The following is an 11,777-nucleotide window of genomic DNA, read 5'->3' as shown; positions in this document are numbered from 1 at the left end:
GCCGCGCGGGAAACCGCCGCCGTCGCCCGAGGTCAGGATGCGGTCGCCTTCCTGCACCGAGCCCTGCCCGCGCACATAGTCGAGGCGCGGGCTTCGGCTGCCGTCGCCGGTCAGCATGGCGCGGGCGTCGGTGCGCTCGACCATGACCGGAATGCGCGAGGCCACGTCGGTCAGCAGCACCATGCGGCTGTGCGCGCCCGAAACGCCCGAGATGCGGCCCACCAGGCCATGCTCGCTCAGCACCGGATTGCCCACGCGCACGCCCTTGCCGGCGCCGACGTTCAACAGGCGCGACCGGGCGAACGGACCGCGCGCGTCAGTAATGGCGCGTCCGGCCGTCATGGCGATGGGCGGCTCAGTCTGCAGGCCCAGCAGTTGTTCGTAGCGGGCGTTGAGGTTCTTCAGCGCCAGGGCGTCGTCGCGCCAGGCGCTCATCTCCGCCAGTTCGCGGCGCAGGCGGCGGTTCTCCGACACGGCGAAGAAATAACCTGTGACGTAATCCACGGCGTCGCCGCCCCAGCGGACCGGCGCAGCCAGGACGCCGCCCGTGGTTCCGGCGGCGCTGTCGAATGCGGCGCGCGCGGGCTCCAGGTCGTCGGCCGCCTGTTGCGGCCGATCGGCGAGCAGAAGCATGACCGCAGCGACGATGCCGCCGACGACCATGACCGCGGCCGTCCAGGCCAGCGGCACCTTCAGATTCTCGAACGGTCCGTCGCGAAACGCCACGGCCAGCCTTCCTGCTAGAGCTTAGGAATCGGCGGGGCGAAGCCCGCCGAAAGCGTGAGCCTGCCCCAGAAATCCGCTCCTTTTCAGGAATGCGGCGCCTGCGGCAGGCCGATCAGTCTCAGAGCGACGACTCGAGGACGCCCTTCATCCACGACGGGTGCTCCAGCACCTTGCCGCAGCCGATGGCGACGCACGACAGCGGATCGTCCGCCACCTGCACCGGCAGGCCCGTGTGGTCGCGAATCTCGGCGTCCAGGCCGCGCAGCAGAGCGCCGCCGCCCGTCAGCATGATGCCCTTGTCGGCGATGTCGGCGGCCAGTTCCGGCGGCGTGGCTTCCAGGGCGACCTTCACGGCCTCCACGATCTGCGAAACCGGCTCAGCCAGGGCTTCAGCCGCCTGACGTTCGCTCATCTTCACTTCGCGCGGCACGCCCTGCATCAGGTCGCGGCCTTTGACCTCGATCGACAGGCCTTCGCCGTCGGCTGGGATGCGGGCGGTGCCGATGTCCTTCTTGATGCGCTCGGCGGTCGTTTCGCCGATCAGCAGGTTATGGTTGCGGCGCATATAGGCGATCAGGGCGTCGTCCATCATGTCGCCGCCGACGCGGACCGAGCGCGAATAGACGATGCCCGACAGCGACAGAACGGCCACTTCGGTCGTGCCGCCGCCGATGTCGACGACCATCGAGCCGGTCGGCTCGTGGATCGGCAGACCGGCGCCGATCGCGGCGGCCATCGGCTCGTCGATCAGGCCGACGCGGCGGGCCGAGGCGTTCAGGCAGGAATCATTGATGGCGCGGCGTTCGACGGCCGTGGCGCCCGACGGGACGCAGACGATCATCTTGGGGTTCACGAAGCCCTTGCGGTTGTGAACCTTGCGGATGAAGTGCTTGATCATCTCCTCGGCGACTTCGAAGTCGGCGATGACCCCGTCGCGCATCGGACGGATGGCTTCCATGTGGCCGGGGGTGCGGCCCAACATCTGCTTGGCTTCCAGGCCGACGGCGTGGACGATCTTGCGGCCGCCGACGTTACGCAGGGCGACGACCGACGGCTCGTTCAGGACGATCCCCTTGCCGCGCATGTAGATCAGGGTGTTGGCCGTCCCCAGATCCATAGCGATGTCATTGGAAATCATGCCGAAGAGGGGTGAAAGCATGGGCGTCGGTACCGCTTTAGTTCGGGCCTGCAAGGGCGTGAATTTCATTCGTCCGCTGTGGCGACGCCCTACCCCCGCTTCACGTTGATCGCAAAGCTGTCCTGACCGTCTTCGCCGAGCCGACTACAGGCCCGTTTGCCCTCATGCCGCAGGGATTGCAAGCGCCTATGACCTCTCGATCACAGGCTTGTCACGGCAAGGCTTGAAAGCCTTTCCGCTCAAGCTTTCCAGCCCCGCTTGCGGGTTCGCAGCTCAGACCGCTGTGATGCCCTCGGCATGGAGCACGCGCTGCACGGCCGGGCGCGACTGAACAAGGTCCAAGTGAGCGTTGAGCTTCGAGAAGCGGGCCTTGTCCAACAGCCCTGCCTGGCGCGCCCAGCGCGTGAAAACCATCAGATAACCGTCCGCCATCGAATGATCTTCGCCCATGACCCACGGGCCGGTCAGCAGATGATGCTCGGCCAGGTCGTATTTTTCCAGCGCGATCCGCACGGCCTCGTCCCTGGCCTCGCCTTCCAGCGGCGGCTTGGAGAACAGCACCTTGCCGATCGCCGGGTGCAGCGACGACGCCAGCCAGCCGTTGAAGGCCTGGAGTCGCGCGAATTCGAACGGATTGTCCAGGTCGGCCAGTTGAGCATGCGGATGCGTCTGGGCGACGTAGGCCAGGATGGCGGCGTTCTGGGTGATCACGCCCTCGGAGGTCTGGAGCGCCGGGGTCACGCCCGCCGGGTTGATGGCCAGATATTCCGGCGTGCGCTGCTGGCCGGCGCGCAGGTCGATCTTCTCGATCACATAGTCGGCGCCCGCCTCTTCCAGGCCGATGTGCGAAGCGACGGCGCAGGCGCCGGGCGAATAATAGAGCTTCAGCATCGTCGTTCTCCGATCAATCCACTTGCAGGCTGCGCGCAGCCTCACGGCGCTTCACCCACTCACGCACCGCCAGCATCAATACAAGCCAAACGCCCGCGACGGCCGCCAGGATCACCGAGGTCCATATTCCGTCGCCGCTGACCGCCGCCATGAACGACCCGCCGAAAAAGGCGACCAGCGCCGTCTTGGGCAGCACTCCTAAAGCGCACCCCGCCAGATAGGCCGGGAAGGAGGCGCGCACCGCGCCGAAGGCCATGTTCACGACGATGAAGGGCGCCGAGGGCACGTTGCGGATGATGAAGCTGGCCGAGAAGGCGTTTCGGCCCACGAATTTGCGGATGCGCTCGACCGTCCCGCCGCCGTAGCGTTCCAGCGTGCGCGCGGTCGGCCCGCGCCCCAGCCAATAGGTGACGGCCGCCGAAGCGATCGTGGCGATCCAGCTATAGAGAAAACCGAACCACGGCCCGAAGGCCACGACGCAGGCCGCGATCAACAAGAACTGCGGCACGCCGATGAAGGCCGACAGGGTGAAGACGAGCACCGCCGCCGCCAGCCCCCACGGGCCGATGCGATATCCGGCCAGCCAATGCTCCAGTCGGTCCTCCGTCCCCAACGCCAGTTGCGTCTTGCCCAAGGCGAACAGGGCGATGATTCCCGCCAGCAGCAGCAGGGTCACGGCCAGGGTGCGCCACCGCTTGGCCTCCATATTCAGCAGAAAATCGACGACCCGCCGCATAAATTTCGCCCAAATCGCCTTTTGATCGTCCGGGACGCGCACAAACGTTGTGCGCCCCTGCGGGGTTGCGTATCAAGCCTCAGCCTCCCCGGCCCATCACTTCCACCAGACGGGATAGACATGTCCAGCCTTCAGTCCGCCTCCCTCGCTCGCGTCAAGCCGTCGGCCACCCTGGCCGTGACCGCCCAGGCGCGCGAACTGAAACGCCAGGGACGCGACGTCATCGGCCTGGGCGCCGGCGAGCCGGACTTCGATACGCCTGACAACATCAAGGCCGCCGCCATCGAAGCCATCAATCGCGGCGAAACGAAATACACCGAAGCCGACGGCATGCCTGAGCTGAAGGCCGCCATCGTCGCCAAGTTCGCCCGCGAAAACGGCCTGACCTACGAAACCAACCAGATCCACGTCGCCTCGGGCGGCAAGCCGGTGATCTACAACGCCCTGGTCGCCACGCTGAACCCCGGCGACGAAGTGATCGTGCCGGCGCCCTACTGGGTCTCCTATCCCGACATGGTGCTGCTGGCGGGCGGCGAGCCCGTCACCGTGGTCGGTCAGGAAGCCGACGGCTTCAAACTGCGTCCCGAGGTGCTTGACGCCGCCATCACGCCCAGGACCAAGTGGATCATCCTGAACTCGCCGTCGAATCCGACCGGCGCCGCCTATACCCGCGCCGAACTGGAAGCCCTGGCCGTGGTGCTGCGCAAGCACCCGCAGGTCTGGATCCTGACCGACGACATGTATGAGCACCTCGTCTATGGCGACTTCGACTACGTCACCATGGCCCAGGTCGCGCCGGACCTCTACGACCGCACCCTGACCTGCAACGGCGTGTCCAAGGCCTACGCCATGACCGGCTGGCGCATCGGCTATGCGGGCGGCCCCAAGCCGCTGATCGACCTGATGCGCAAGGTGGCCAGCCAGACGACCTCCAACCCCTCGTCCATTAGCCAGTGGGCGGCGGTCGAGGCCCTGAACGGCCCGCAAGACTTCCTGGCCCCGCGCGCCGCCGCCTTCGAGAAGCGCCGTGACCTGGTCGTCTCCATGCTGAATCAGGCCGACGGCATCCGTTGCCCGAAGCCGGAAGGCGCCTTCTACGTCTATCCGTCGATCGAGGGCCTGATCGGCAAGACGGCGCCGTCGGGCGTGGTCATCACCGACGACGAGACCTTCACCGCCGAACTGCTGAACGCCGAGGGCGTGGCCGTGGTCCAGGGCGCGGCCTTCGGCCTCAGCCCCTATTTCCGCATCAGCTACGCCACCTCGGAAGCCGTGCTGGAAGAAGGCTGCACCCGCATCCAACGCTTCTGCGCCAGCCTGAAGTAAGCCTTCAGTGAACCGGCGCCGGCGGAATGTTCAACGTCGGCGCCGTTTTCAGAATGAACCCCGCGCACCACGCCAGCGCGCGCTCCGAGTTGTCGATCTCTCCGTCGGGAATGCGTGACAGACGGCAGGCGGCGTCCGGTTCGCCCTCCACCTCAGGCCCGGCGTAGAGCACGATCGGGCCGTCCGGCAGACTGCCCTCGCGATACAGCATGATGATCGGCGGCACGGGGCGCACCACCAATTCGGCGTCGTCCCGCATCATCGCCTCGCCCAGCAGGGCGCGCGCCTGACCGCCGGGATCGCCCGGCTCCAGACGGAACAGCTCAGCTTTCAGCCCGTCCCCCGGCCTTTGCGGCATGAGGAAGCGCGGCGGCTCCTGCGCGGCCAGTTGCCCGGCGACGAGCAGCGCCGCCAGCATCACATCGCCCGGCTGACGGCGAAGTCGGCCAGGGCTTCCAGCGCCGAACGCCACGGCCCGGCGGGCAGAACCTGCAAGGCCGTCTTGGCCCGGTCGGCGTACTCCGACGCCGTATCAAGCGTGGCCTCGACCGCGCCGCTGGCGACGATCAACTGCCGCGCGCGGTCGAAATCCTCGGGCTTGCGGTCGCCCTTGGTGATGACGCGGTCCCAGAACAGATCTTCGGTCCCCTTAGTGCGCTGAACGGCCAGCAGCAGCGGCAGGGTCGCCTTCCCCTCGTTGAAGTCGTCGCCCGCGTTCTTGCCCAATGTCTCGGTCGCGCCGCCGTAATCCAGGGCGTCGTCCGCCAGCTGGAAGGCTATGCCCAGACCCATGCCATAGTCGCGCAGAGCCTTAACCTGCTCATCGGTCGCGCCCGCCCCTACAGCGCCGGATTCAGCGGCGGCAGCGAACAGCTCGGCCGTCTTGGCGCGGATGATCTGCAGATAGGTGTCCAGATCCAGGCTCAGATCGTGAGCGCGCGTCAGTTGCAGCACCTCGCCCTCGGCGATCACGGCCGAGGCCCGCGCCAAAATGCCCAGAGCGCGCAGGGAATCCGTTTCGACCATCAGTTCGAACGCGCGCGCGAACAGGAAGTCGCCGACCAGCACCGAAGAGGCCGCGCCCCAGATCAGATGCGCCGCGACCTTGCCCCGACGCATTTCCGAACCGTCGACAATATCGTCATGCAGCAGGGTGGCGGTGTGGATGAACTCGACGGAGGCGGCCAGTTTCTTGGGGCCTTCGATGGCGCCGGTCTGGCCCACCGCCCGCGCCGCCGCGACGGTCAACAGGGGACGCAGACGCTTGCCGCCCGCCGACACCAGATGCTCAGCCAACAGAGGGATAACCGGCACATCGGACTGCATCCGCGCGATGATCAGGGCGTCGACCGCCGCCATGTCGTCCTTGGCCAGATGAACCAGGGCGTCCACATCGCCCTTGGGACGGGGAGCGACGGCGAGAGCTGCGTCCACGGAAATCTCTTTCAGCACAGGGGCGAAGGGGGAGATTCGCCCGAAATTCACACGCATCCGCTTGCCCGGACGCGATGCGGCGCACAATGGTGGCGGCGTTATGATGGGTCAAGCCGAGTCATCCCTTACTGCCGCCGCAGATGTGGCCGAATCCGCCTTTCTGGGCGGACGCATCCGCTTGCGCCAACCGACGAGGGGCTATCGCGCGGGCATGGACGCCGCCCTGCTGGCCGCCGCCGTCGAGGCGCGCCCTGGCGAACGACTGATCGAGGCGGGCTGCGGCGCGGGCGCCGTCCTGATGCAGATCGCCGCCCGACGCCCCGGCGTCCTGCTGACCGGACTGGAGCGCGACACAGCCGCCGCCGCCCTCGCGCGTCAGAATGCCGAACTGAACAACGCCGAGGCGCGCACCGCCATCGTGGAGGGCGACGTGGCGCGGGGGTTTCGCGCCCTGGACCTGCCGCCGTTCGACTGGGCGGTCAGCAATCCGCCCTTCTTCGACGACCCGGGCGCCCTGCGCGCGCCCGCCGAAGGCAAGCTCGGCGCCTGGATGGCCGACGACGGCCTGACCGCCTGGGCGGGCTTCCTGCTGAAGGCGGTGCGCGAGGGCGGACGCATCGTCATCATCCACCGCGCCGACCGCCTCGCCGACATCCTGAGCCTGCTGGCGCCCAAGGCGGGCTCCTTCGCCGTCCGCCCGATCCACCCCTACGCCGATCAACCCGCCAAGCGCGTGCTGGTCCAGGCCATCAAGACCGGCAAGGCGCCCTTGCGCTTGCTGCCGCCCCTGATCCTGCATGACCGCGACGGCGCCAAGCACAGCCCGCAGGCCGAAGCGATCCTGCGCGGCGAGGCGAGTCTGGGCTTCTGAACCCGCCTTCACTCGCCCTTCATCCCTTGCGGCAGAAGGAAGAAAAATAGAGTCCAATTCGTCTGAATCGTCTGAAATCTCCTGCGGCGCGCGACGGCGCTTTCCGAGACCGCGAGGAGCCTAGCACAGACGGAAGGATAGGCTGGTCGATTGCGGGGCGGCGTCTCTTCTCCCCTTGTTGGAGAAGGGCTATTGCACCTCCCATGTCCTTGCGATCCCTCTTCGCCACCCAGGTCTATGACGCCTCCCTCGCCTCTTCGCGCGGCTGGGCGGAACTGCATGAGGAACTGCTCGACCTTTGCCTGGTCATGGCCGAGGAGGACGAGGCCGGGATCGAGTGGTGCCGGGCCAACCACTATCCGGGCTACACCTCCTACGGCTCGATCAACGACCTGCCGCAGCGGTTTCCCGAGTTCGCCGAGCTGAAGAAGCTGCTGGACAAGCACGCGGCGAGCTTCGCCGAGAGCCTGCATTTCGACCTGGCCAAGAAGCTGCGGCTCGACAATCTGTGGGTCAACGTCCTGATGCCCGGCGGGGGCCACACCGGCCACATCCACCCGCACGCCGTGCTGTCCGGCACCCTCTACATCCACGTGCCCGACGGCGCCTCTTCGCTGAAGATCGAAGACCCGCGCCTGGTCATGATGATGGCCCGCCCCGGCCTGACCGCCGCCGCCGGCGAGGCCGAGCAGCCCTTCGTCTATCTGAAGCCCGCGCCCGGCACGGTGCTGATGTGGGAAAGCTGGCTGCGCCACGAGGTGCCCGCCAATCGCGCCGAAGAACAACGCATCTCGATCAGCTTCAACTACGCCTGACGCCGGCTCGCCCTTCCCTCGCCGCATTTGCCCCGAACCTTGCGTCAACGGCGAAGCTTTGGAGGGAATGGATGCGGGTTTTCAGCGCGGCGGCGGCGATCGCCATGTTCACGACGGGCGCCCTGCTTCTGGGCGCATGCGGCGAAAAGGCGGATGCGCGAACGGCCCCTGCCCCTGATCCCGCCCTCGCGACCGAAGGCGCCCCCTATGTGCTGACCGGCACCCAGGTCTGGAGCGTGCCCGATCCCGTGTCCGGGCGGAACTATCAGGTCTTCGTCAGCCTGCCCGCCGGCTATGAAGCCAACCCCGGCCGCCGCTATCCCGCGCTCTATGTCACCGACGCGGACTACGCCTTCCCCATCATCCGCCAGATCGCCAGGCGGGTGAATCTGGAGGGGCCGGTCGTGCAGGAGTTCATCCTGGTTGGCCTGTCCTACGCCGACGGCGACAAGGGCGCCGACAGCCGCCGCCGCGACTACACGCCGACGCCCAACGGCCCGCGCAGCTCAGGCGCCGCCGTGCATGGCGGCGGCGCGGCGTACCAGACCTATCTGAAGACCCAGGCCCTGCCCTTCATCGAGAAGACGTTCCGCGCCGACCCGGCCCACCGCGTTCTGCTGGGACATTCCTACGGCGGCTTGCTGGGCGCCCAGATCCTGTTCAGCGACCCGACGATGTTCCAGTCCTACGTCCTGGGCAGTCCGTCGCTCTGGTACGACAAGGGCTATATGATGGGGGTCGAGGCCGACTACGCCCGCAGCCATCGCGACCTGAACGCCCAGGTCTTCATGTATGTGGGCGGTCACGAGAAGCCCGGCCCGACACGCCGCAACAGCGAGGCCGACATGGTCGGCGACATGCAGGCTCTGCACCGCAACCTGGAATCGCGCGGCTATCCCGGTCTGAAAGTCAGCTCCGTAGTGCTGGAGGACGAAGACCACCTGACCGTCGCCCCCGTCGGCTTCACGCGCGCTCTTGAGGCCGTGCTTCCCGCCCGCTGAGGCCGCCTCCGAAAAGCCGCGCGCCTATCCGAAGATTTGCCCAAAGGCGTCGGGATCGCTACATCCCCCGTCAACTTCCCCATCCGCACTGAATCAAGGGCGCGACGCGACGCATGGCGCAGCAATATATCTTCCAGATGCAGGGTCTGACCAAGACCTTCCCCGGCGGCAAAAAGATCTTCGAGAACATCTGGCTGAGCTTCTACAACGACGCCAAGATCGGCGTTGTCGGTGTCAACGGCTCGGGTAAATCCACCCTGCTGAAGATCATGGCCGGCCTGGACAGCGAATTTCAGGGCGAGGCCCGCGCCGCCGACGGCGTCAAGCGCGGCTATCTGGAGCAGGAGCCCCACCTCGATCCGGCGCTGAATGTGCGCCAGAACGTCGAGGCCTGGTGTGAAGAGAAGCAGTGGGTCAACCGCTTCAACGAAGTCGCCGCCGAACTGGGCGAGAACTACACCGACGAACTGATGGAGGAGATGACCGCCCTCCAGGAGAAGATCGACGCCGGCGACGTCTGGGATATCGACAGCCGCATCGATCAGGCCATGGGCGCCCTGCGTTGTCCGCCCGACGACTGGGAAGTCACCAACCTGTCCGGCGGTGAAAAGCGCCGCGTGGCCCTGGCCCGCCTGCTGCTGTCGAAGCCCGACATGCTGCTGATGGACGAACCGACCAACCACCTGGACGCCGAATCCGTCGCCTGGCTGCAGCACCACCTGGAGAACTTCCCCGGCTGCGTCATCCTGGTCACCCACGACCGCTACTTCCTGGATCAGGTCACGAAGTGGACGCTGGAGCTGGACCGCGGCAAGGGCCACCCGCACGAGGGCAACTACTCGTCGTGGCTGGAAGCCAAGCAGAAGCGCGTCGTGCAGGAACAGTCGGAATCCGAAGCCCGTCAGCGCGCCCTCACCCGCGAACTGGAATGGGTCCGCTCGGGCGCCAAGGCCCGTCAGGCCAAGTCCAAGGCCCGTCTGGCCGCCTATGAGAAGATGGTCGCCGAGCAGGAAAATTCGCGTCAGGCCCAATCCTTCGCCGTCATCCAGATCCCGCCCGGCCCGCGCCTGGGCAACGTCGTGCTGGAAGTCGACGGCCTGAAGAAGTCCTATGGCGACAAGCTTCTGTTCGACAACCTGACCTTCAAGCTGCCGCCCAACGGCATCGTCGGCGTCATCGGCCCCAACGGCGCCGGCAAGTCGACCATGTTCAAGCTGATCACCGGCCAGGAAACCCCTGACGGCGGCACGATCAAGGTCGGCGAAACGGTCAAGCTGGCCTACGTCGATCAGTCGCGCGACGACCTGAAGCCGGACGACACCATCTGGCAGGCCATCTCGGGCGGCACCGACATCATGATGGTCGGCAAGCGCGAGATTAACACCCGCGCCTATGTCGGCAGCTTCAACTTCAAGGGCGGCGACCAGCAGAAGAAGGTCGGCCAACTGTCGGGCGGTGAGCGCAACCGCGTCCACCTGGCCAAGACCCTGGCCACCGGCGGCAACCTGATCCTGCTCGACGAACCGACCAACGACCTGGACATCGAAACCCTGCAGAACCTCGAAGAGGCTCTGGAAGAGTTCGCCGGCTGCGCCGTGGTCATCAGCCACGACCGCTGGTTCCTGGACCGTCTGGCCACCCACATCCTCGCCTTCGAAGGCGACGGCCACGTGGAATGGTTCGAGGGCAACTTCGAAGCCTATGAACAGGACAAGATGCGCCGCCTGGGCGCGGACAGCATCATTCCCAAGCGCATCCAGCACCAGAAGTTCGGTCGCTGATCGAACGGACAAGATGACAAGCGGCCCTCCGAGCAATCGGGGGGCCGTTCTGCTTTGGACTGGCGCTCCAGCGAAAGCGGGATAGTCTGTCCCCATGACCCAGCGTCCCGCCGTCCTGATCATGCAGCGGCATCTGGCCCCGCTGAGCGCCTTCCTGGAAGGCGCCTACGACGTCTATCGCTTCTGGGAAGGCCCGCCGATCGAGGCCGCCCATGATATCCGCGCTCTGATCGTCGCGGGCGAGTTCGAACTGGACAAGAGCCTGATCGAACGCCTGCCCAATCTGTCGCTGATCGCCTGCTTCACGGCGGGTTATGACGGCATCGACGTCGAATGGTGCCGCGCGCGCGGTCTGCCCGTCACCCATGCCCCCGGCGTGAACCACGAAGACGTGGCCGACCACGCCATCGGCCTGATCCTGGCCGCGCGCCGCCAGATCGCCGAGGGCGACCGCACGCTCCGCGCGGGCGGGTGGAGCCTCTCCACACGCAGCATCACCACCTCCTTGAGCGGTCAGAGACTGGGGATCGTCGGTCTGGGCCATATCGGCGAGGCTGTGGCGAGACGCGCCGACGTCATGCGGATGGACGTCCGCTGGTGGGGCCCGCGCGAGAAGGACGCAAGCTGGCCTCGCGCCGACACCTTGATCGACCTCGCCCGAGGTTCCGACATTCTCGTCGTCGCCTGTCGCGCGGATCAGAACAATCGGGGGTTGATCTCGGCCGAAGTGATCGAGGCGCTTGGCCCGTCGGGCCTGCTGGTCAATGTCGCGCGCGGGCAATTGGTCGATGAGGACGCCGTCATCGCTGCCCTGAAAGAGGGCCGACTGGGCGGCGCCGCGCTGGACGTCTTCGCCCAGGAGCCGACCGAAGCCGCGCGTTGGGCGGGTGTGCCCAACACCGTCCTGACGCCCCACACCGGCGGCGCCACGACCGAAGCGGTGCAGGGTATGCTGATGCTGCTTCTACAGAATCTCTCGGCCCACTTTGCCGATGAGCCGCTGAAGACGCCTGTCGCAGACTGAAATTCCGCCCCTCGGGGCCGTCTCGCCCCCTGTT

The 11,777-nt window shown here is 66.7% G+C and carries 12 protein-coding genes; 6 read left to right on the top strand and 6 right to left on the bottom strand.

Annotated features, from left to right (window positions below; genetic code table 11):
• From mreC to B3D50_RS03135, 4 genes are all read right to left on the bottom strand, one after another.
• On the bottom strand, positions 1-726 hold a 726-nt coding region (gene mreC / locus B3D50_RS03150; protein WP_286949377.1), incomplete at its 3' end, for a rod shape-determining protein MreC.
• Between the two features lie 118 nt (positions 727-844).
• Positions 845-1,885, bottom strand: coding sequence for a rod shape-determining protein (locus B3D50_RS03145; RefSeq protein WP_003164688.1), 1,041 nt, complete (start codon positions 1,883-1,885; stop codon positions 845-847).
• Positions 1,886-2,137: 252 nt separating this feature from the next.
• Positions 2,138-2,755 (bottom strand): glutathione S-transferase family protein, encoded by a 618-nt coding sequence (locus B3D50_RS03140; RefSeq protein WP_286949375.1) that lies wholly within the window; start codon positions 2,753-2,755, stop codon positions 2,138-2,140.
• 13 nt (positions 2,756-2,768) lie between these two features.
• Positions 2,769-3,491: a TVP38/TMEM64 family protein gene (locus tag B3D50_RS03135; protein ID WP_286949374.1), complete on the bottom strand. Its 723-nt coding sequence runs from the start codon at positions 3,489-3,491 to the stop codon at positions 2,769-2,771.
• A 120-nt stretch (positions 3,492-3,611) separates the two neighbouring features.
• Between B3D50_RS03135 and B3D50_RS03130 the strand changes: the two genes are divergently transcribed.
• Complete coding sequence (locus B3D50_RS03130) at positions 3,612-4,817, top strand: pyridoxal phosphate-dependent aminotransferase (RefSeq protein ID WP_286949373.1); 1,206 nt, start codon at positions 3,612-3,614, stop codon at positions 4,815-4,817.
• Positions 4,818-4,821: 4 nt separating this feature from the next.
• Here B3D50_RS03130 and B3D50_RS03125 read toward each other — a convergent pair whose 3' ends face one another.
• Complete coding sequence (locus B3D50_RS03125) at positions 4,822-5,235, bottom strand: hypothetical protein (protein WP_269298215.1); 414 nt, start codon at positions 5,233-5,235, stop codon at positions 4,822-4,824.
• Positions 5,235-6,209: a polyprenyl synthetase family protein gene (locus B3D50_RS03120; RefSeq protein ID WP_286949384.1), complete on the bottom strand. Its 975-nt coding sequence runs from the start codon at positions 6,207-6,209 to the stop codon at positions 5,235-5,237. The genes B3D50_RS03125 and B3D50_RS03120 overlap by 1 nt, the downstream gene beginning before the upstream one ends.
• A gap of 142 nt (positions 6,210-6,351) precedes the next feature.
• Between B3D50_RS03120 and B3D50_RS03115 the strand changes: the two genes are divergently transcribed.
• From B3D50_RS03115 to B3D50_RS03095, 5 genes are all read left to right on the top strand, one after another.
• Positions 6,352-7,122, top strand: coding sequence for a tRNA1(Val) (adenine(37)-N6)-methyltransferase (locus tag B3D50_RS03115; RefSeq protein WP_286949372.1), 771 nt, complete (start codon positions 6,352-6,354; stop codon positions 7,120-7,122).
• Positions 7,123-7,325: 203 nt separating this feature from the next.
• Complete coding sequence (locus B3D50_RS03110; RefSeq protein WP_003164680.1) at positions 7,326-7,937, top strand: TIGR02466 family protein; 612 nt, start codon at positions 7,326-7,328, stop codon at positions 7,935-7,937.
• 71 nt (positions 7,938-8,008) lie between these two features.
• Positions 8,009-8,938 carry an alpha/beta hydrolase gene (locus tag B3D50_RS03105; RefSeq protein ID WP_286949371.1) on the top strand — a complete coding sequence of 310 codons (930 nt, stop codon included), beginning with the start codon at positions 8,009-8,011 and terminating at the stop codon, positions 8,936-8,938.
• Positions 8,939-9,051: 113 nt separating this feature from the next.
• Complete coding sequence (gene ettA / locus B3D50_RS03100) at positions 9,052-10,719, top strand: energy-dependent translational throttle protein EttA (RefSeq protein WP_040345215.1); 1,668 nt, start codon at positions 9,052-9,054, stop codon at positions 10,717-10,719.
• A gap of 94 nt (positions 10,720-10,813) precedes the next feature.
• Positions 10,814-11,743 carry a 2-hydroxyacid dehydrogenase gene (locus B3D50_RS03095; RefSeq protein WP_286949370.1) on the top strand — a complete coding sequence of 310 codons (930 nt, stop codon included), beginning with the start codon at positions 10,814-10,816 and terminating at the stop codon, positions 11,741-11,743.
• Positions 11,744-11,777 lie beyond the last annotated feature (34 nt).

It is taken from the genome of Brevundimonas sp. UBA7507 (assembly GCF_002478355.1).
GTDB lineage: Bacteria > Pseudomonadota > Alphaproteobacteria > Caulobacterales > Caulobacteraceae > Brevundimonas > Brevundimonas diminuta_D.
Note: the sequence above shows the minus strand (reverse complement) of the source record. Positions and strands in the feature narration are given on the sequence as shown.

What these genes read in the sequence shown, in the direction of transcription:
- B3D50_RS03125 (WP_269298215.1), bottom strand. Translation starts at nt 5,235, where the DNA reads ATGCTGGCGGCGCTGCTCGTCGCCGGGCAACTGGCCGCGCAGGAGCCG.
- B3D50_RS03115 (WP_286949372.1), top strand. Translation starts at nt 6,352, where the DNA reads ATGATGGGTCAAGCCGAGTCATCCCTTACTGCCGCCGCAGATGTGGCC.
- B3D50_RS03145 (WP_003164688.1), bottom strand. Translation starts at nt 1,885, where the DNA reads ATGCTTTCACCCCTCTTCGGCATGATTTCCAATGACATCGCTATGGAT.
- B3D50_RS03135 (WP_286949374.1), bottom strand. Translation starts at nt 3,491, where the DNA reads ATGCGGCGGGTCGTCGATTTTCTGCTGAATATGGAGGCCAAGCGGTGG.
- B3D50_RS03105 (WP_286949371.1), top strand. Translation starts at nt 8,009, where the DNA reads ATGCGGGTTTTCAGCGCGGCGGCGGCGATCGCCATGTTCACGACGGGC.
- B3D50_RS03130 (WP_286949373.1), top strand. Translation starts at nt 3,612, where the DNA reads ATGTCCAGCCTTCAGTCCGCCTCCCTCGCTCGCGTCAAGCCGTCGGCC.
- ettA (WP_040345215.1), top strand. Translation starts at nt 9,052, where the DNA reads ATGGCGCAGCAATATATCTTCCAGATGCAGGGTCTGACCAAGACCTTC.
- B3D50_RS03095 (WP_286949370.1), top strand. Translation starts at nt 10,814, where the DNA reads ATGACCCAGCGTCCCGCCGTCCTGATCATGCAGCGGCATCTGGCCCCG.
- B3D50_RS03110 (WP_003164680.1), top strand. Translation starts at nt 7,326, where the DNA reads ATGTCCTTGCGATCCCTCTTCGCCACCCAGGTCTATGACGCCTCCCTC.
- B3D50_RS03140 (WP_286949375.1), bottom strand. Translation starts at nt 2,755, where the DNA reads ATGCTGAAGCTCTATTATTCGCCCGGCGCCTGCGCCGTCGCTTCGCAC.